The organism is Paraburkholderia sp. BL17N1 (assembly GCF_003634175.1).
Taxonomy (GTDB): Bacteria; Pseudomonadota; Gammaproteobacteria; order Burkholderiales; family Burkholderiaceae; genus Paraburkholderia.
The window spans coordinates 3,284,036-3,305,254 of record NZ_RBIW01000001.1; the positions used below are offsets into that span (position 1 = coordinate 3,284,036).

Consider the following 21,219-nt stretch of genomic DNA (forward strand, 5'->3'; position numbering starts at 1 on the left):
AAACGCAAGAAAAAAAGCTATGAAATATAGAAGTATGAGTCGAATCATGTTATTCACTTGCCAATCCGGGCTTTCGCATCGTTGATCGCTTTAGTTCCCGCTTCCGAGCCAGCCGCACCAAAAGTGCCGGAACCGATAACCGGAAGATTATTCGGAATAAACAGATTTTGACCTGACGAGCCCGCCCAAACGTCCGTACCCGACCAGTTAAAGCTATTGGTCGCAACCTTCGACAAGCCAGCAAGCGAATTCTGCACCGCAAGACCAATGCCGTAGCCAATCGCCGACGCGCCAGCATTCACCGCCGCGCCAGTGGCGACGCTGTCATGCTTCCCTGAAATCGCGTTATTGGTCACCGTATCGAGGGCCCCGGTCACAGCGTTTATTGCAACATTCCCGATGAGTTTCGTATAGGTTCCGGCGCCTGCCGCCAACGCGGCATAACCAACATCCACGAGGTTAATTGTGCCGTTCTGTATGTACTGCGATGTCGCATTTACACCACCGGTAATGGCTGCGATTCCAAGAGGCGAGGCCAATGTGCCAGACCCCAGCGCACCAGTGGAACCGAAGACAGGTGTGCCCGGTATCGACGCAATTCCAGCAGCAATCTCTGGAGCGAAACCCGCCGTCGCCAGACCAGCCGCAATCGCAAGACCGGTCTTTGGACTCGCGACCGCGCCCGGTAATGCTTTCTGTTCCGGCGACAACGAATGATCGCCATTGCCATAGAGGAACGGGCTGTTGTATTCGGCCGTAGTCGCGCGGAACATATTGCCCGCGTTCTGGCTAATGAACGCTGTCGCGTATCTGCTGCCGTCCGGCGCCGGTCCCGCGCCCGCTGCCGCGTCGACCAGCCGATATCCGCTCGCGAGCAACATCTGTTGAGCCTGGTCCGCAGTGATGGTCTGTCCGGTCTGGTCTTTGTAGAACTGCGCGAACTTGCTCGCATTGTCCTTCGCAAATTGCCGCTCGTCAGGGTGCAACTGCCGGTTAAAGCGGTCGACGTTGTAGCCCGAAACCGCTCCTGCGTTACCGCCGATTGCGCCGCCCGCACCGGTCGCGATTGCGTTCGCGACGATGTTCCCGAGTGCGGTATTCACGTCGCCGCTGCCGGTCGGATTCGCGCCCGCAATCGCGCCGCCAAGTTCGTTCAGTTTGCCCGCAGCGATAGAAGCGATAGCAGCGCCAGCCGCGCCACCCACGGCGTTGCCGCCCGCGAGACCGGTCACGATAGCCGCGCCTGCCGCCTGCATGTCCGCTCGCGCAATGCCGCCTTCCTTCCAGGCATCCATGCCGGCCTGGTCGCCATTGGCCTTCGCCTCGTCATACTTCGACTGCGCAAAGTCGCCCACACGGCGGGAGACCGCTTCGCCCGCGGCACTTGCTGCCGCCATCATGTCGGACTGCCTGTCGAGCAGGTTATTCACGTCTGGCAGTTTAGCGACCGTGCCGTTCGTATTCGTCGTATCGCGCGACAGGCTTGCAACGGCCTGCGTCTGGTGGGCCGCGTCCGTCACGCTGATCGTGCCGGCGCTGATCGCGCTGCGCGTAGCGGCGCTATCACTACCGCTGTCGTTCTGGCTCAACATCGGCGCGACGCCACCCGTATTCGTACCCGACGTACTGCCGTGCGTTGCGTAGTTCGAACCACCGTCACCCAATGTCACGCCGCCGCCGATACCGCCCGAATGCGCGTTGTAGCTGGAACTGTTCTGGATATCGCTGAACGTGAGCGTACCGGTTGAGAGGTTATTGTTCGCTGCGTCCGCCGTGCTCGCAATCGTCGCTCCCTTCAGGTCCGTATTGCCTTTCACGTTGACGTTGAACCCACCATCACCCGCCTGAATGCCAGCCTGTTCGTTCACGCCCGCATAGCTGCCGCTCGCGTTCGCGTTTGTGTGACTGAAACTCGCGCTGCCGCCGCCCTGGCTGATGCTGAAGCCGCCGCCCGTACTCTCCTGATGCGCGTCACTGTGCATCGTGTCCTGCACGCTCGCGATGGTCAGGTTGCCGCCCACGTCGGCATTGACCTGCCGGCCGCTCACGTTTGAACCAGCGATGTTCGTATCGCCACCCGAGATGATCGTCGCGGTATTCGCCGCGCTCACATGCGTGTTGTTCTGCATGGCGGCGTCGCTGTTGCCGTCGCCTTTCGCTTTCGATGCCGACGCATCCACGCCCCAGCCTTGCGTGCCATACGAGATACCGACGCTCGCGCTGCTCGATCTGTTCGTGCTACTCGTCGAGTCGGTATCGGTCGTGTTGACGAGATTCACCTGGTTTTTTGCGGCGAGAATCACGTCGTTCGCGTTCACGTTCGAGCCCGCAATCGTCACGTTACCGCTACCTGCCGTGCCGTTCCCCGTCGCCACGAATGCCGCCGTGCCACCCGCCGTCACATTCGAACCGCGGTTTGTCGTGCTGCTTTCAGAGTACGTGTTTTCGCTATGACTGCTGCCATAGCTGAGTTCAATCTTGGCGTCGGTTGGCTGACCGCTTGCCAGCTTGCCCGCAGCGGCACCGCCGGCGCCAAGGGCGTCGATCGCGCTGCTTGCCGCCGCCATGCCATGCAGGGCCGCCGCGCGGTCGTCCTGACTGTGGCTCGCCGCACGCGCCTGGTCAACCGTGTTCGATATTGCGTCGATAACCGGTGCCTTGATGGCAAGCGTAAAGCCGCTCTTGCTGACCGCCTGCCTGTCGTCGTGCTGGTACGTATCCGTCGCTGAGTCGATGATGACGTTTGCGCCCGTGCCTGTGACGTTCTTCGCTGCAATCAGGTCGCTACCGGTCACATGAAGGTCGTTCCCCGCAACGATGTTCACGCTGCCGTTGAGCGAGCCGGCCGTGCTTGCATTGTTCGTCACGATGGCATCGTTGGCGGTATTGGTCTGCGCTACGGTGCCGTAGGAGATGCCGATGCCGCCGCCCGCGTCAAAGCCCGTACTACGTTCGCTGTAGGATGACTTCGAAGTCTGCGTGTCCTGCGACGTCGTGATATTCACGTTACCAGCCGCCGCGAGGTTCACGTCGTTCGTACCTACAATCGTGCTGCCGGCGACATTGATGTCCTTGCCGCTCGCGATTGAGATGGCGTCAGCCGACACCATGCTGCCCTGTGAGAGGGTAGCGGTGGTATTACTCGAACTCGACACTTCCTTGCCGCTCACGACATTGCTGTGCTTGTGCTGCTCCTGCGAATTGTCGACGTGCGTTTCCGTCGCCGCACCGATATTGACGTTGCCCACCGCTGCAAGGGTCGCGGTTCCCTTGTCGAGCGTGATCGCGCTGCCCGTAACACTGATATCCTTGCCGGATGCCACGGTCAGCGAATTGCCCGCATTGAGCGTCGTTGCGGTAAGCGTATCGTCGGAGCGGTGCAGAGATTCCGAGTAACTGCCGTGGCTGTCGCTTCCCGAACTGTTGCTATCCGTGGTCGGCGTGGCTTTTTCAGCCTGCAAGGTCACATTGCCGTTCGCGGCGAGCGTTCCACCGCCCGCTAGATTGATGTTCGCACCGGTCGCTGTCAGATCGCCGCCGACGCCAATCACCGACATGCCACCGACCTTGATCGAACTGCCGTTCGTCTGGTTGATGTCCGTATTCGACACGCCGTTCGCGCGCTCGACGACCTTGTGTTCGCCGGTCTGCACCGAGCCGATATCGTAGTTGCCGCCTACGGCCATACCGAGATTGCCGCCGACATTCAGATTGCCCGCGTTCTGCTCGAAATTGCCGCCTGTGACGATAGCCGCGTTACCGGCGACGTTCAGGTTCGCAATGGGCCCGAGCGTGGTCGTGGTGCGTGTCGCGCCGGTCGCGCTGACCTGGTCGACAGTTTTGACCGCCGTATTCAGCAGCAGGTCGCCGCCTGCGTTCAGCGCGAGACTGCCGGCGTTCACGGTCGCTGAAGTCAGGTCGACGTTGCCCTTCGTCGTCAGCGACATCAGGCCGCCGCTTTGCAGCGTGCCGAATGCATTGCTGATCTGGTTGCCCTGGATCGACAGCGCATTGCCTGCCTGCACCGTGCCGCTATTCGTGAAGGTCTGCGCGTTCCGGATGTCGATGTCGGTTGCCGCAATCAGCGGGCCGTTCATGTTCTGCTGGCTTGCCTTCGCGAGATAGACGACTGGCACGAGTACCTGCTGCCCGTTGACGATCTCCGTCTGCATGATGACGACATTGCTGGTCAGTGCCGCCACCTGTTCCGGGGACAGACTCATGCCGAGCGGCAGATCGAGCGACTTCGACAGCGACGCGCCCGCCTCCAGCAGCGACTGATACATTCCCTGAAGATCGGTATAGGGACCGAGTACCGCCTTGCCGGTCAGCGACGTAATCTGGTTGCGTACAATCTGCTGCTCGTAGAAGCCGTCGCCAAGACGCTTCTCGGTCGTCTGCGGGTTCAGGCCAAGCTGTTGCAGGTAGTAGTCGCTCGAAAGAAACGTCTTCTGGTTGGTGAATGCCGGGTTTGTTTCGATCAGGTACGTTGCGCCCGGTGCGGTCGTGGGGTGGAACAGTCCGCCTTGGGGAACTGAGAGGTTTTGCAGCACGTTCTGCGCTGTGGCGCTCGCAATCGCCGGGTCGACCGTGCTGCTGCCGCCATTGACCGACGCCGCGCCAGACTTCCCGCCGCTCGCGTTGCCGCTGATACCGTTGATGTTCACGCCCGACATGGCCTGACCCGGTGCGAGACCGAGCGAAGGAATGCCGGCGTTGCCCGCCGTGTTGTCGATGCTGATGCCGTTGCCCGAGAGCGTGCCGCCCGCGACGAAGCTCGACTCATGGGATGGTAGTGCGTAGTTGCGGATATCGGCGGGTGCTGCCTGCGTGTAGCCGCCCGGGGTGGAGCCCGTGAACGGCGCATTGCCAAACGGCAATGTCCAGTCCGCAATGCTGTGGTCGTAGTTCGTATAGTGGTAGTAGCCTGAATACGTGACCTGCACACCCGGTGCCGCCTGGCCCTGCCAGCTATTCTGGTCGAGCGAGACGGTCGCTGCGATGCTGCCGACCGCTGCGACCGCGCTCCAGTAGTTCTGCAACAGACCGACCGACGAGGCATCGAGATTGCCCCCGGCGATGATCTGCCCTTGCGGGCTGATGCCTGCAATCAGGTTCGCGACCGCTGCACCGGTATAGGTCGTGTACTGGTAGCCGCTGTTCCACTGGCCGCCGTGCGGCGGATCCGTATTGACACCGCCGATCATGTCCGGAGTTGCGTTGGACCAGCCGACATTCTGCCCCGAGCACGCGGCCATCGTTACTGCCGTACATCCGGACAGGCTGATGCCCAGTTGCTCCAGCAGCGCCGGATCGACCGGCTGGTTGAGGCCGGTTGTCGTCATCGTCGTGCGCGTGTTCGTGACCTGAGCCGCATGCAGTTCCATGTCGCCCGCCGATTCGATCAGCGCCGACTGGTTGCGGATCAGGCCCGCGTTCGTGTAACTGCCGTCCGCATTTTTTCCGCCTGCGAGCACCACCTTGCCGAGACCGTAGATGGCCGTTGTCGCCTGGGTGTCGGTCGCCGTGGTGTCGTCGCGGTTTTCGATATCGTTCGACAGGAGTTCGAGCGTGCCGTTACTGTCCGTCGCGCCAATCAGTGCGGTCGGCCCCGTGTTCGACAGCGATTGCGTCGCGTTGAGCGCGACGCTGCCGCCGACCAGCGTTCCGGTGTTCTTTAGCGTGTTCGAGTGTGTCGCGAGGGTGCCGCCCGCCATCATCACGCCGCTGTTCTGGACATCGCCGGCATTGATGTTCAGGTTATTCGCCGCCTGAACCAGCGCGTTATTGCTGAATGTTCCCGGCAGGGTAAAGGACAGGTCGTGGCCCGCGTTGAACTGGACATCGGGTGTCGGCGCGAAGTCGCGCTGAACGCTGACCGCGACATCGTTGGCCGCGCTGTACGCGCCGCCGCCCGTGAGGGTCGCGGCAGTCACGGCGAGGTTATGTGTCGCGCCGATCTGGCCGTTTGCGTTCGTCAGCGCGCCGGTCGTCGTAATCGACACGTCGCCGTTTGAACCGGCGAAGGTGCCGATCTGGCCGCCGCTGTTGTCGACGGTGTCGCCTTGCACGGTGACGCCCGCACCGCTGATCTGGCCACCGCGCTGGCCGTTCTGCGTATTCACGAGTGACGAAGTATTGACGGCAACATTGCCGTTGCCTGTTATCACGCCGCCGCTGTTGACGGTCTGGCTGCCGCCTTGCACGGTCATGTCGCCCGAGCCGAGATTGCCGACGAGGCCGTTCGTGTTGTTGACCGACGAGGCCTGAATGCCGAGCGTGCTCACGTCGCCGGCCGCGCCTGTGCCGGACTGGATCTGTCCGTTTGTGTTCGTCAGCGCGCCGCCGCTCGCGAGTGACAGCGACGAGAGCGAACGAACGGAGCCTTGCGTATTGTTCAGGTCGCCGGCGATATTCGCTGCGATATTGCCATGCGCCGCGAGCACGCCGTTGGCGTTGTTCAGGCTTGCGGCGCGTGCTGCTATCTGTCCCGCTGCGATGATCTTGCCGCCGACGTTCGAGAAGTTGCCCGCGCCATTGCCGGGAGCAATCGTCAGCGTGCCCGTACCGGCGTCGATGATTGACCCGCCATCGTTGACCAGCGCGCCGGGGGCAAGCGTCAGATCGGTGCTGCTGGTCTGGAATGTGCCGCCGTTCGAATTATCGAACGTGCCGCCGATGGTAAAGCCCATTGACGACGTGCCATACTGCGTGATCGTGCCGCCGCGGTTCAGCAGGTCCGTCGCTTTCAGTGCGAGCTGGTTTGCCTCGATGTCGCCGCCGCTGTTGTCGAGCGTCGCTCCAGTCGTCAGCGTGAGGTCAGGCGCGACAATCGAGCCACCGCTATTCGTCAGCGTTCCCGTGCTGATTGTTTCCTTTGTGCCCGCGCCAATCGGGCCGCCGTTGTTATTGAGCGTGCCGCTCGCAATGCTTTTATCCGTGTTCGAAAGCAGCTTGCCGTTCGTGTTGTCCAGCGCGCCGCCGAACGTCGCCGTCAGGCCGTTCTGTCCAATGATCGAACCCGATGCGTTATTGAGCGCGCCGCCCTGAATCAAGCCCTGGCCGTTCGTGGCAATCCTGCCGCCTACGTTCGAGATTGCGCCCGCGCCGTTACCCGCATTGATCGACAGCTTGCCGGTCCCGGCGTGCGTGATCGTGCCACCGTCGTTATCGAGTGTGGCCGGCGCAATCGTGAGGTCCGTGCTGTTGGTCTGGAGTTTGCCGCCTGCCGAGTTGTCGAGCGTGCCGGTCACGTCGAGCGTCGTCGCGCCGGTTCCCGTCTGCGTGATGGTGCCGCCGCGGTTCAGCAGGTTCGCGGCGTGCAGCGTGAACTGGCTGGCGCTCGCAGTGCCGCTGCTGTTGTCGAACGTCGCGGCTGATAGCGCGAGCACACGCGTCGCGCCGAACTGACCGGCGTTCGTGAGCGTCGTACCGGCCGACAGCGTCATGTCCGCATTGGTCGCAAGCGTGCCGCTGTTGAACAGGGCCTGCACGGCGCGCGCAATCAGCGACTGCACCGCCGTTATCGAACCCGCGTTCGCAATCTGCGCACCTTGCAATGTGACCGCGCCATTGCCGCCGATACTGCCGCCCGCGCCGTTATTGAGCAGGCCGGTCGTCGAAATGGAAACGCCGTCTGCATTCAGCGACGCGATGGTGCCGCCAGAATTGTTGAGCGTTCCGCTCGACGAGGCGAGCGCGCCCGCGGCCTGCATCGTGCCGCCCTGGTTGTTCGTCGCGCCAGAGACGTTTTCGGTCAGTGTGCTACCCGCAACGATCTGGCCACTTCGGTTCGAGAGTGCGCCCGCCGTGATGGTCTGCGCGCCGCCTGACGACATCGCGCCGTTATCGTTCGTGAGCGTACCGCTTGCGCGCGTGTCGAGTGTGCCGCCTGCGGTCGTCGTCGCGCCCGACAGGTTCAGGTCGCCGCTGTTTGCCGCCAGCGCAAGCGCACCGTTCGCGGAATTCGTTGCGCCCGCGAGATTGGCCGACGCGCCGCTTATGCGCGCATTGCCGCCCGCCACATTTCGGCCCGTCGCCATGACTGCGCCAGACGCGTTCACATTAAGGTCGCCTGACTGCGCCAGCGAGCCGTCGCCGTTCACGCCCGCCGCGAGCGTGCCGGTCGAACTCACCGAACCCGCGCTTGCGGTCGTGTTCTGCTGCGCGGCAACCACGCCGCTGTTCGTCAGCGCGCCAGACGTGGTCAGGCTGACGTTCTGCTGCGCGTAGGTCGTGCCTGTGTTGTCGATGTCCGGTGCGTTCGCAATGATATTGCCGCTTGCGTTCGTCTGGCCTGCAAGCACCAGCCTGCCCGCCGATGTCAGCACGAGGTCGCCCGATTGCGCAGCCGCGATGCCCTTGAGCGAAACTCCTACGCCCAATTCTGTCCCGACCAGCTGGATGCGGTTCGCGTACATGCCGCCGAGATTGCTGACGTCAATCGAAACGCCAGGCGCGGGGCCGTTGCCTGCAATGGGTGTTGCATTGAGCGTGTTGTAATCGACGCTGTTTGCGCCGGTTACGACGTTCAGGTTTGTCTTCGCGTAGACCGCGGCATTGGCCTGCACGGCTCGGGACGGCAAGTCCACCTGATCGACGTTCGACGCATTCAGGCCCGCGCCGCTGATCGCGATGTTGCCGCCCGTGACATTGAAGCCTGACACGGAGCCGTCCGCGGCGTAATTCGGCGTGCCGGTTGTTAGCGTCGCGCGGCTCGTGTTGATGAATGTCCCACCGTTGACGGAAATCCCCGACGGACTTGCCAGAATCACGTTTGCGCGTTGGCCCGCGACTTCGAGCGCGCCGTTGAACTGTGACGCGCTCGCGCTATTGACCTGGTTGACGATGACCTTCGCGGCCTGTCCCGGCGCGAAATTCGGATTACCGTTAATCATGCCGCCGAGTTGCGACTGCACCATCGTCGGCGAGTTGTTCAGGATGGCGCCGCGCTGCTGTACGTCGAACTGGTTGTAGGTGTTGACCGACACGCCCGCACCAGACGGACGGTTGATATTCACCTGACCCACGCCGTTCGGCGCCTGGATGACGGAAGGGGCGTGCGCGCCGCCCGGCACGATCTGCGCGGCCGACCACGACGGCAGCGCACCGAGTAGCGCGAGGGCGGCAAACGCAATCTGCCGCAAAGTGAATAGCGCTGTATGACCCGCAGGATTGCCGTGGCTGAAAGCCTTGGTCTGCCCGTTTTCTTTTGCTGTCGTCGTGGCGGTCTCCTCGACGGCGACAAGCATGTTTCTCAGCCGGCTGAATACCAGCCGGTAGTTGTTCCTGTTCATCTGGCCCGTTCGTTATGCTAATTTGTATCGCCGGGTAAACTAGCGCCAGATGAAACGATCAGGGTCTGAGTTTTTACCTCACTTGAGCCAGATACAACGCTTCGAAGTAAATCAGACTCGTCCTATCGATCGTTGAGTGGATATGAAGTAGCGAAAAAAAGCCCGCACGATATCGTCCGCGACTCGTTGTGCGCTGCTCGAGCAAGAGCGGCACCTACATCAGACAGGGTAGCTTCGAACAGGGCGAATGGGGGCGAAAATTCCCGACCGTGGTCGACGCCAAAAATCAAAAATCAAAAACCAAAAACCAAAAACCCTCAAACCCTCAAACCCGATAGCCAACCCGAACCCCACCCCAATGCCGCCCACCGACAAAAACCGGCGCCGACGCATCCTTCATCAGCACAAACTCCCCACCCCCCATATCCCGCCGATACGTCTGCAACAAAAACCGCTTGGTATGTGAAGCCGCGGCAATCCCAGTCCGATCGTCGAACATCCGCCGATTCCGGCAATTCGCGGTATTCCAGACCACATCACCATCACGCTGCGGCATAGAAAACTTCAGATTGTGCGTCGGCAAATACCCCCGCGAATCGACCGCGGCACAAAACGCGACACGCGGATCGAGATCGAGCAAAGGCTCCTGAATAGCCGGCAAAACACGATCGGTCAACGCAGTAAACCGCGTCAAAAACTGCGGCGGATTACTCCCAAGCACCGGCACATAATGCCGGTCAAACAGATCCTCAATCGACACTTCACCACGCGCCACCGCCGTTTCGAATGCCTTGCTCACGGCGGCCGCCGCCCGCTGCACGGCATCGATAAAACGCGTATCCGCCGTTTCCACACCCGTCGCGGCGGTCAGTTCGATCAGGGTTTCAGACACGCCAAGCAAATTTCCCAGCCGGTCCTTCGCCTGCACGAAATTCTCGCTCGAATCCTCGACGCCGCTCGCCATTTCCAGCACCTGCGCCTCGAGTCCGTCGCACTGCGATTCGATCTCGCCGGTCAACACGGCGATCTGCCCGGCCTCGTCATTCAGATGCGCGATCGCATCGCCCGTTGCATGCACGACGTCGCCGATCTTGCGCGTGCCTTCGCGCACGCGGTGCGCCCGCGCGGTGTTGACGGATCCCTCGCTGATCAGCTGCTCGGTCTGTTGCGTGAGCTGCGCCAAGGTGGTCTCGATCTGCCCGGTGGCCTGCGCGGTCTTCGCCGAGAGGTTCTTCACTTCGGCCGCGACCACCGCGAAACTCTTGCCGGAGTCGCCGGCGCGCGCGGCTTCGATCGCGGCATTGAGCGCCAGCAGATGAGTCTGACGCGCGATCAGCGATATCTCCTCGGAGACTCGGCTCACATGCGCCAGCGCGCTGCGCAACGCGCCGATCTGGCTTTCGATGACGGTCACGCCTTCCACGAGTCCATGAATGTCGGCCAGCGACGCTTCGAGCGTTTGCTGCGATGCCTGCACGCCGGTCGCGGCTTCGGCGGATACGTCGCTCATTTTTCGCGCGGCAGCGGCAATGCGATGATTGCCCGCGAGCGTCTGCGCGGCCGATTCGCGCAGCGCGCGGCATACTTGCGCCTGGTGTTGCACGCGCGCGGCGACTTCCTCGACGTGGCCCGATACGTCGCAGATTTCAATGCCCAGTTTGCCGGCTTGCGCGGCAATATCGCCGACCACCGTGTGCGAACGGGCCGAACGGCGAAAGCTGAAACGCGTCATGGTGGTCTCCTTCCCATGCAATATGTTCTCCGCCGCCGCGCCCCGGCGCATTCAATCGACGCAATCACCCAACGCGTTTTCAGCGCCTCCTCGACGCGTTTACGGCAGTCTTTCATGCGACTTGATCCGGGGTATCCCGCAGTCGCTATGATGTGCGGTCCAACTGCGATCCACACGCTTATCCGTAGACCTTTCCGTTTATTACCGGTAACTCATGATCAACTCTTTCGCGCGCGTTTCGGGCTGGCAACAGCTCTATCATCTGTGGGAGCTGATCGTCATGCTCTGCAAGTTTCTCTGGGGACTGTTGCGTCTGCTGGGCGGCGGCTGAACGCGTCGCGCGAGGCGAGGGAAGGGCGCGCAAGATTCGTCGCGCCATATGCACGCGCGAGCCCGCGCGAAACATCGATTGATTGACTTGCGGGGACGAAGCAGTCGGGTCAGGCCGGTGCGCGACGTGTGCCTTCGTCAACCGGAACGCGTGCGCCACGCGTGTCGAGAAAAGCGCGCAGATCGGTCATCACACGCTCGGGCGCTTCTTCCATCGGAATATGGCCGAGCCCCGGATACATGATCGACTTCGCGCCCGGAATGCGGCTGGCGAATTCGGCGGCGTGCGCAGTCGGAATCCAGCGATCCTTCGCACCCCATAGCACGAGCGTCGGCACGTGGAGTGTCTTCAGCACGTCGGTGTCGACTTCCTTGAAGTCGAGCGTGGGCACCATTTTGCCGATCGCGGCGCGCGTGCCTTCGCCGTGAAAGAACTCGACGTAGCGCCGTAGCGTCACCGCATCGATCTTGCGCGGATCGCCATACACGTTGCGCACGGCGCTTTTGACGATGACCTCAGGCAGCCACCACGGCGAACTGACCCGCACCAGCGCGCTGTTGAACAGGCCGATGTAAATCGGCAGTTTCATCGGAAAGCCCGCCGAGTCGATCAGCACGAGCCGTTCAACCGCTTCGCGATGCCGCACCGCATAGTCCCACGCAATCAGGCCGCCGAGCGAATTGCCCATGAAGGTCGCGCGCGAGATGCCGAGCGCCTGCATGAATGTGTCGATGAAACGCCGGTAGGTCGGCAGATTCATCGTTTCGATCGCTCCGCTGTTGGAGCGCAGCGGTCCCGTCACGCCGAAGGGCGGCAGGTCGAGGCGGATCACGCGATGCTCGCGCTTGAGTTCGTCGGTGACGCGATTCCAGGTATGCAGCGAAGACGCGAAGCCATGGATCATCACGATGATGTCGCCACTGCCTTCGTCGACGTAATGCACGTCGGCACCCATGATCTTCACGAAACTGGAACCGCTTTGCGTATAGCGCCGGCGCAATTCGTCGCGCGGCACGCTGGTGATGCCGAGGCGCGCGGCGAGCGAGCGCGGCGGTAACGGGGATGTCGAGGCGGGCGTGCCGGAGTCGATGCTTGCCATGTTTGTTATCTCCCTTGTAGTTCGATTTCTGGTTCGCGTGGCTTCGAATTGGATCGCATGGGCGGTGTCGTGTTCTCCCGGGTTGTCAGCCGCCGCTCACTGCGTCACGGCGTCAGGGCGCGAAACGATAGTCGTGCGGTCGCGCGCGGCGAGTGCGTTTGCGAAAGCTGAAGCTGAAGCCCGGCCACAACGCGGTCACTTTGCCGCTGCGGGTCTGGTAGTAGCTACGACATCCGCTCGCCCATACCGAGTGCTGCATGTCTTTCTGCAAACGCGTGTTGAAATCGCGCTGCACGTCGGGCCGCAGATTCATCGTGCGTGCCTTGCGGCGACGCAGTACGCGCAGGCAATCGGCGATGTATTGCACTTGCGACTCGATCATGTAGAGCAGCGAGTTGTGGCCAAGGCCCGTATTCGGCCCGACGATCATGAAGAAGTTCGGAAAGTTCGCGACGCTCACGCCGAGGTAGGCTTCCGGGCCGTCCCGCAGCCACTGAGCGCTGAGATCCGCGCCGTCGAGACCGGTCACTTCGAACGGCGCGCCGACGTCGTTGACCTGGAAACCCGTACCGCAAATGATGGCGTCGGCGGGGCGATGCACGCCGTCTTCCGTCACGATCCCGTCGGCGACGATCTCGCGGATGCCGCTCGTCACCACATCGACGTTCGGCTGACTGAGCGCGGGATAGTAGTCGCTCGAGAGCACCACGCGCTTGCAGCCGAACCGGTAGTTCGGTGTCAGCTTGGCGCGCAGCTCCGGATCCTTGACGCGTCGTTCCAGGTAGCTCAGGCCGAATTTCATCGGCACCTTCAGCAGCTCAGGATTGACGACGAACGCGATGGCGCGCGATTCGAGCTGCCAGTAGATCGCGCTGCGCAAGAAGCGCTGCGTGAACGGCAGATGCTCGAACAGCCAGCGGGCGCGCGCGTCGACCGGTTTGTCGGGCTTGGGCATGACCCACGGCGCGGTGCGCTGGAATAGATCGAGATGCGCGACACGTGGCTGGATTTTCGGCACGAACTGCGCCGCACTCGCGCCCGTGCCGATCACCGCGACGCGCTTGCCTTCGAGCGGATACGCATGGTCCCAGCGCGCCGAATGAAACAGCTTGCCTTCGAAGCGTTCGAGCCCCGCGATTTGCGGCATGGCCGGCCGCGATAGTGGACCGCTTGCGGCGATCACCACATCGGCCTCGATGGTTTCGCGCGCGCCGTTCACGTCGATGTCGACATGCCAGACCTGGCGCGCTTCGTCGAACCGCGCCGCGGCCACGCGCGCATTGCAACGCACGTAACGCTCCACATCGTATTTGCGCGCGCAGCGTTTCAGATAGGCGAAGATTTCCGCCTGGCCGCCGAACGCGCGCGACCACGCTGGATTCGGTTCGAACGAAAACGAATAGAGATGCGAGGGCACGTCACAGGCCGCGCCGGGATAGGTGTTGTCGCGCCAGGTGCCGCCTATATCGCCGGCCGCCTCGTAGATCGTGAACGACGTGATGCCCATTCGCTGCAGACGAATCGCCATGCCGATACCGGCAAAGCCGCCCCCGACGATGACGATGCGCGGCGCGGCGGGCGGGGCGGATGAGGCAGGCGTCACGGCGGTCTCCGGCATGGGGCGAATTTCAGGCGTCTACAGATGCATGCTGCGGCATAACGCGCAGGGTAGACAACTGTGCACCTGGCGTCAAGATCGTTTAGAGTACTGCTATTAAACGCGCATGGCGCGCATCGATTGAAAACACATGACATTCGTAGCCGAAGCGGCGCCCGTCGCCGAACACGGCGCAACCGTCGGGCAGGAATTGCCGGCCGGCAAGCGCAAACTGATCGAAGCCGCGTTGCGACTGACGGCGGGCGGCCGCAGTTTCACGAGCCTGGGTTTGCGCGAACTGGCGCGCGAGGCCGGACTCAATCCCAACACCTTCTATCGTCATTTCGACACGCTCGACGAGCTGGCGCGCGAAGCTCTCGAATCGGTGAGCCGCCGGTTGCGGCCGATGCTGCGGCGTGAGCGCTGGCTTGCCGCGCACGACGAACCGCATAGCGTGCCGCGCCGCGCCTGCGTCGCGTTCTTTGCATTCGCGCTGGACAACCGCGCGGCGTTTCTGAGCGCGCTTGCCGAATATCATGGTACGTCGCCGGCATTGCGCGAAGCCGTGCGCGCGAACCTGCACGAGGTATCGGCGGAAATGGCCGACGACGTGGTTCAGCTGGAATTGATGCCGACACTTTCTCGCGAGACCATCGACGAAATCTGCACGCAGATCGTGCTGCAGCTCTTTCATCTCTCAGCCGAATATATCGACGCAGACGACGCGCGCCGCGATGCGCTGATCGCCTATGCGGAGCGCTTCATCATCCGACTGTTCGCGGGTTCGGTGGTGCTGGCGCAGCATGCATCGGCCAGTGAACGGGTGACGATGCGGACGTGAAGCCTCGGAAACTGATCGCCATAACGAAACAGGCTCCGTAAAGGAGCCTGTTTCAATGACGCGCGCTTGTGCAGCCTGATTCGATTTCAGCCGCGCGGCGAACCTCAGGTGTTGTCGTTCCAGCCGCCGGAGTCGTCGCTGCTGCCCAGATCGACACCGCCGCCGTTGTCGTTCCAGTCGTTCGAACCCTGACCGAAGTCGAGGCCGCCGCCATTGCCGCCATTGCCGCCGTCGGTGCCACGACGGCGCGCTTCGTCGTCGACGATCACGTCGCGCTCCACCACGCGCTCGCGCCCGGAATTCAGCGCTTCGCCGAGCAGCACGCCGGTCAGCAGACCGCCCATGCCGCCGCCGAAACCACCGCCGCCTTGCTGCACGATAACCGGCGGCTGTTGCTGATACGGACCTTGCTGCGGATAGGGCGCTTGCGGCGGGTTGCCGAAACGTTCGGCTTCCCGCGCATACGGCGACTGTTGCTGCGCGCTGGCGGCCGGTGCGGCATACGGATCGGGCCGGCCCTCGAGGCGAGCGCGCATGCTGCCGAGCCGTTGCTCGAGTTCGTCGAGCTGATACGGCGGCAGCGGATTCTTGCTGTTCGACAGTGTTTCGACGAGGCCGCGCAACTGGTCTTCAGTGGCTTCGACTTCCTTCTCCAGCGCCTCATGACCTTGCACGGTGGAGAGCTTCACATCGAGCTTGAGCGAGCGAACGGTGTTGAGCATCTCCGTGGCGCGCTTGAGCTGCACGCGACGCTCGTCGTCGGCACGCGTATCGCCTTGCGTGCGGGCGCGGCGCAAGGTCCAGCGCAGCACCAGCGCGATTACGCCGACGAGGACAAGAATGCCGATCCACATGCCCATGCCCGGACCATGCCGTTGCGGCGCCTGCGGCACGATCGCCGACTGTTGCTGCACGGACGGCGCCGTCTGCTGCTGCGCGAACGGGTTGGGCGCGCGGTTGGTCGTGTTGCCGCCCATGGCGCCTGCCCGTTCCGCGTCCTTGCGAATGCGTGCTTCGGTCTGCGCGAAGCGGGTCGGGTCGGTGAAGCGGATTTGCGGGTCGAGTGTCTTGGCCTGCTGCACCTGGGCGAGCGCGTCGGCGGAACGGCCTTCGCGATCGAGCACTTGGGCATACAGATAGTGCGCGCGCGCATTGTTCGGATGCGCCTGCAACACTTCGCTCAGGCCGGCGTCGGCCTGTTGCCAGTTGCCTTGCGACATGGCCGATTCGATCTGCTGAACGGTGGGCACTGCGAACGCCGCAGCCGACACGAACAGCAGTGAGGCAAACGCGGTTGCGAGAAATTTTTTCATTTACGGACCGGGCGCGTTGCGCCCGTCTCCTTCAGTCGATTCCGGCGGCTCACACGAAGGCCACCGGTATGTACTGCTGCCGACGCAATTACTGGGCCGGCGTATTGATCTGCTTCTTCAATGCTTCGAGACGATCTTCGACGGACGGGCCGCGGTTGAGATCCGCGAGCTTGTCGTCGAGCGCCTTGCCGCTCTTCACATCGGCCGAATTCAGGCGTGCGTCTGAACGGGCATTCGACAGCGCGACCTTGTCTTCGAGTTTCTGGAAATCTTCGGACAGATTCTTTCCGCCGATGCCGCCCAATGCCGTGGCCGCCACGTCTTTCGCCTGGGCGATCTGCTGCTTGGCTTGCAGAATGTTGGAGCGCGCGTTCAGGTCATTGCGACGTGTGCGCATGTCTTCGATCTGGCTCTTGAGTTGCGCCACCGACGGCTCCAGCGTAGTCAGTTCCTTCGCGAGCGCATCGCGTTCGGCTTCAGCCGTGGCTTGCGCGCCGAGGGCTTCGCGCGCGAGCGCTTCGTCGCCGGATTGCAGCGCGCGCTTCGCGCCGTCTTCGTATTTCTTCGCCTTGTCCCCGGCAACATCGCGCTTGCTTTGCTGCGTGGCCACTTGCGCCTGAATCTCGATCAGCGAGTTCTCGGCTTTGGCGATGCTCTCGTCGAGTTCGCGCACGATCTGGCGCGAGTCGCGCGACGGATCCTGCACGGAGTCGGCTGCGTCGTTCAGGAGACCTTTAAGCGTGCGGGAAATGCTGTCAAAAAGCGACATGAAAACCTCCAAAGAATGTAAACGGCGCTGAATAGTCCCGCGCGCTCAACTGCATTCAACTGCTACTTTACGCCGCTGCACGCGAAGCTGCGCGACGTTCGGACCGGAGTTCGGGGCGCGCGCGCCGATTGCAATAGCGGCAACGTAAATTGTTCGATTCGAATATCGAGTGGCAAACAGCTCGAAGGTTAAATCGCGCGATGCGTCATTCAGCCGCTCGCGGATATTACACCACGCGCTCTCTTAAAACCCCCTTAAAGGGCGCGATGACAGATTAGCCAACTTTGCGCGCAGCACGTGTCGTGGGCGTGAATAGGCGCGGTGCGAGCGGGCGGTGTTTGCGTCGATAGTCGTCGTACGCGAGCAGGGTCGACGATGGCCAATAGTCGTGCATGCAACCACACAAAATACTCAACCACCGAAGCTGCTTTCAATATGCAAACGCCGCTTCTGATCGCTCGATGAATGCCAGGCGTGCAGTGCCGAAAGCTCACGCATTTTGAATGACGCCGATGTAACGATGTGCAACGCGCCGACGCAATCAGCATGCTAGGCATCGCACAAACCCGTTACGCGAAACGGCCGCCTTTCGTGGTGGGATCGCCCAGTGGATCGTCGTCGTCGCGCGGAGTGTCGACGCGAGGGTGTTTAAGCACGCTGCGCAGTTGCGTTTCCGTATCGGTCTGCGCTGGGAGTCCTCCCGCCGATGCCGCTTCAGCTGCTGCCACGCGCGCGACGGCTTCGGCGGTTGCCGCGGCTTCCTCGTCTATGCCGGCGGCGAGCGCGGCGGCGAGGCCCGCCGGCAACAACGGCGCGGGCTCCGCCTGTCCGGATGCATAGTCCGGCAGTCCGCCCGGTGCAGGCGCGTTGGAACCCGCCGCGCCCTCCGTAGGCGCGGCGCTTGTGCTGTCGCCGTGCGTTTGCAAAACCGGCGGCAATGCGGCGCGCGCGTGCCGTGTGCCGCGCGCGACCCGTTGCAGCGCGGCGTCGAGCGCGTCCGGCGCGCGGGGCGCGCGCAGGCGGTCGACGATGCTGGCCGCTTTCACCTGTTCGCTGGTCGCGCCGAAGCTCAGGACCGCGCGCCGCATCAGTTCGCTGACGCTGATGCCCATATTTTCGGCGGTGGCGGTGATCGCGCGTTTCTGCGCGGTCGTGACGAATACGACGATGCGTTCGCTGGGCTTATTCATGGTCGGCTCGCATACTTGTTGGCATGGGCGGTTCAAAGCGGCCATTTGGCGGACGCCGCGGCGCGAGCCCGTGTTAGCGCGCGCCGAGTCCATCATATGACTAGTTGCCCCGATGCGGAACGGGCGCGACATGAAAATCCCATGGCATCAACGAGTTGTAACGTTTGCGGGCAGCTTGTCCACAGGCCTTTCAACATTTTCTGTGAATAACTCCGGCAGCGCGTGAAAGCGCTCGTGGGTTCATCCGAAACTACAGACTCCTTTCGCGCGAAGGGAATTCTTACAAAAAAACTAACTTGGACCGTGCTCGATTTCTTTTAAAATGCGCTGTTACGTTGCGCCGGACTCGACCCGGCGCGCGCCGTGCGGCCTGCCGGGGGCAAAGGGCCGTGCGGTGGTTTGCGCCTCAGGCTACGATTCTCGATCACGATTCATGTGCGCGCCATGCGCGCGTGCAGAAAGGCGTTCAGTCATGCGCCCACTATTCCAGTCATGCCAATCATCAAACGACCGCATTCATCCAATTCTCCGTCTGGTGAAGACCGGGATTCCTACCAACGCACTCCAGGACGCAACGCAGCTTCGCGCGACGCCGAGGCCGGCCGCCGTTCCCTCGGCGCGACCCTCGTCATCTGGTTCGCCAGCCTGCTCGCGACCCTCGCGGTGGTGGGCGCGCTGATCGTCGGCTATGCGCTGGTGGTGATGGGGCCGCAACTGCCGTCGCTCGACGCGCTGACCGACTATCGTCCGAAGGTGCCGTTGCGTGTCTATACGGCGGACCATGTGCTGATCGGCGAGTTCGGCGAGGAGCGGCGCTCCCTCGTGCGCTTCCAGGACATTCCCGATCAGATGAAGAAAGCGGTGCTCGCGATCGAAGACTATCGCTTCTACGAGCACGGCGGCGTCGACTTCATCGGCATTCTGCGGGCGGGTATCTCCGACCTCTCGCACGGCGGCGCCTCGCAGGGCGCGAGCACGATCACCATGCAGGTGGCGCGCAACTTCTTCCTCTCGAGCGAGAAGACCTACACGCGCAAGATTTACGAAATGCTGCTCGCGTACAAGATCGAGCGCGCGCTGACCAAGGATCAGATTCTCGAGCTGTACATGAACCAGATCTATCTGGGCGAACGCGCCTATGGTTTCGCCGCGGCCGCGCGCGTTTACTTCGGCAAGGATCTGAAAGACATCACGCTGGCGGAGTCGGCGATGCTGGCCGGCTTGCCGAAGGCGCCGTCCGCGTATAACCCGGTGGTCAATCCGAAGCGCGCGAAGATCCGTCAGGAGTACATTCTGCGGCGCATGCTCGAGCTGAAATACATCAGCCAGGATCAGTACGATCAGGCCGTGAAGGAAGAGATTCACACCAAGAATCCGGGCAACGAATATAGCGTGCACGCCGAGTACATTGCCGAAATGGTCCGGCAGATGATGTACGCGCAATACAAGGACGAAACCTATACGCGCGGCCTGAACGTCACCACCACGATCGACTCCGCCGACCAGGACGCCGCTTATCGCGCGGTGCGCAAGGGCGTGATGGATTACGAGCGGCGCCACGGCTATCGCGGGCCGGAAGGTTTCGTGCAGTTACCCGCGCCGGGCGACGACCGCGACCAGACTATCGACGACGCGCTCACCGATCACCCCGACAACGGCGAGATCATCGCCGCCGTGGTGACGGACGCGGGTCCGAAGCAGGTCAAGGCGCAACTCGTGGACGGCACGCAGGTGACGATCAGCGGCGACGGTTTGCGTTTCGCTGCCGCCGCATTGAGCGCGCGCGCCACGGCCGCCACGAAGATCAAGGCCGGCTCGATCGTGCGCCTGATCGCGGACGACAAGGGCAACTGGCAGATCACGCAACTGCCGCAAGTGGAGGGCGCGCTGGTGTCGCTCACGCCGCAGGACGGCGCGATTCGCGCACTGGTGGGCGGCTTCGACTTCAACAAGAACAAGTTCAACCACGTTACGCAGGCGTGGCGTCAGCCGGGCTCCAGCTTCAAGCCGTTCATCTATTCGGCCGCGCTCGACAAGGGTCTCGGACCGGCCACCATCATCAACGACGCGCCGTTGTACTTTCCGTCGAGCACACCGGGCGGCGACGCGTGGGAACCGAAGGACGATGACCAGCCGGACGGTCCGATGCCGTTGCGTCTCGCGTTGCAGAAGTCGAAGAACCTCGTGTCGATCCGCATTCTGTCGTACATCGGCACCAAATACGCACAAGACTTCGTCACGCAGCGCTTCGGTTTCGACGCCGACAAGACGCCGCCCTATCTACCGATGGCGCTCGGCGCGGGCCTCGTCACGCCATTGCAGTCTGCGGGTGCGTATTCGGTGTTCGCGAACGGCGGCTTCCGGATCAATCCGTATCTGATCAACGAGGTGACGGATGCGCGCGGTCAGCCGCTCTCCAAGGCGCAGCCGCTCACGGCCGGTCGCGATGCGCCGCGCACGCTGGAACCGCGCAACGCATACATCATGAACAGCCTGCTGCACTCTGTGGCAACGGCCGGCACGGGCGCGGGCACCAACGTGCTGCATCGCACGGACCTGCAGGGCAAGACGGGGACGACCAACGACGCGAAAGACGGCTGGTTTGCCGGTTATCAGCAGTCGCTCGTCGCGGTGGCGTGGATGGGTTACGACCAGCCGAAGAGTCTCGGCAGCCGCGAATTCGGCGCGCAACTGGCGTTGCCGATCTGGGTGGAGTACATGCAGCGCGCGCTGCGCGGCGTGCCGCAAAGCGAACCGGCCCAGCCTGACGGCGTGACTTCGGTCGACGGAGAACTGTTCTATACGGATATGACGCCGGGCAATGGCTTCGTCGCCAGCATCGGTCTGGACTCGGCGAATCCGACCGCCGGCGTGAGCGATGCGGTCGGTGGCGTCGGCCCGGCCGGTATGACGCCGCCAACGGTGCCGCCGCCGAGTGTCTCGTCGAACGAGAAGAAGCAGATCATGGATCTGTTCGAGTCGAACAAGCCGTGATGTTTTCCGGGGGGATTCCCTTGGGGCGCGGCGGGCGTGTGCGGACCGTTTGAATCT

9 protein-coding genes are annotated in these 21,219 nt (G+C 62.7%); 2 read left to right on the forward strand and 7 right to left on the reverse strand.

What is annotated here, in order from left to right; translation table 11 throughout:
- Positions 1-53: 53 nt before the first annotated feature.
- The 4 genes from B0G82_RS14885 to B0G82_RS14900 form a co-directional block, all read right to left on the reverse strand.
- On the reverse strand, positions 54-9,296 hold the full coding sequence (locus tag B0G82_RS14885) for a hemagglutinin repeat-containing protein (protein ID WP_121307802.1): 9,243 nt from the start codon (positions 9,294-9,296) through the stop codon (positions 54-56).
- A gap of 325 nt (positions 9,297-9,621) precedes the next feature.
- Positions 9,622-11,028, reverse strand: a complete 1,407-nt coding sequence (locus B0G82_RS14890; protein ID WP_121307803.1) for a methyl-accepting chemotaxis protein — start codon at positions 11,026-11,028, stop codon at positions 9,622-9,624.
- 440 nt (positions 11,029-11,468) lie between these two features.
- Positions 11,469-12,458, reverse strand: a complete 990-nt coding sequence (locus tag B0G82_RS14895) for an alpha/beta hydrolase (protein WP_121307804.1) — start codon at positions 12,456-12,458, stop codon at positions 11,469-11,471.
- 112 nt (positions 12,459-12,570) lie between these two features.
- The gene (locus B0G82_RS14900) at positions 12,571-14,061 is read right to left on the reverse strand and encodes an NAD(P)/FAD-dependent oxidoreductase (RefSeq protein ID WP_121308705.1); all 1,491 of its coding nucleotides are present in this window, start codon (positions 14,059-14,061) and stop codon (positions 12,571-12,573) included.
- Between the two features lie 145 nt (positions 14,062-14,206).
- Between B0G82_RS14900 and B0G82_RS14905 the strand changes: the two genes are divergently transcribed.
- Positions 14,207-14,896: a TetR family transcriptional regulator gene (locus B0G82_RS14905; protein ID WP_199730093.1), complete on the forward strand. Its 690-nt coding sequence runs from the start codon at positions 14,207-14,209 to the stop codon at positions 14,894-14,896.
- A 104-nt stretch (positions 14,897-15,000) separates the two neighbouring features.
- Here B0G82_RS14905 and B0G82_RS14910 read toward each other — a convergent pair whose 3' ends face one another.
- The 3 genes from B0G82_RS14910 to B0G82_RS14920 form a co-directional block, all read right to left on the reverse strand.
- Positions 15,001-16,209 (reverse strand): tetratricopeptide repeat protein, encoded by a 1,209-nt coding sequence (locus B0G82_RS14910; protein WP_121307805.1) that lies wholly within the window; start codon positions 16,207-16,209, stop codon positions 15,001-15,003.
- Between the two features lie 88 nt (positions 16,210-16,297).
- Positions 16,298-16,978: a PspA/IM30 family protein gene (locus B0G82_RS14915; RefSeq protein WP_116141826.1), complete on the reverse strand. Its 681-nt coding sequence runs from the start codon at positions 16,976-16,978 to the stop codon at positions 16,298-16,300.
- 569 nt (positions 16,979-17,547) lie between these two features.
- The gene (locus tag B0G82_RS14920; protein WP_121307806.1) at positions 17,548-18,168 is read right to left on the reverse strand and encodes a hypothetical protein; all 621 of its coding nucleotides are present in this window, start codon (positions 18,166-18,168) and stop codon (positions 17,548-17,550) included.
- A gap of 492 nt (positions 18,169-18,660) precedes the next feature.
- Here B0G82_RS14920 and B0G82_RS14925 point away from each other — a divergent pair, with 492 nt between their 5' ends.
- A complete protein-coding gene (locus B0G82_RS14925; protein ID WP_121307807.1) occupies positions 18,661-21,162 on the forward strand; it encodes a penicillin-binding protein 1A in 2,502 nt (833 codons plus the stop codon).
- Positions 21,163-21,219: the final 57 nt, after the last annotated feature.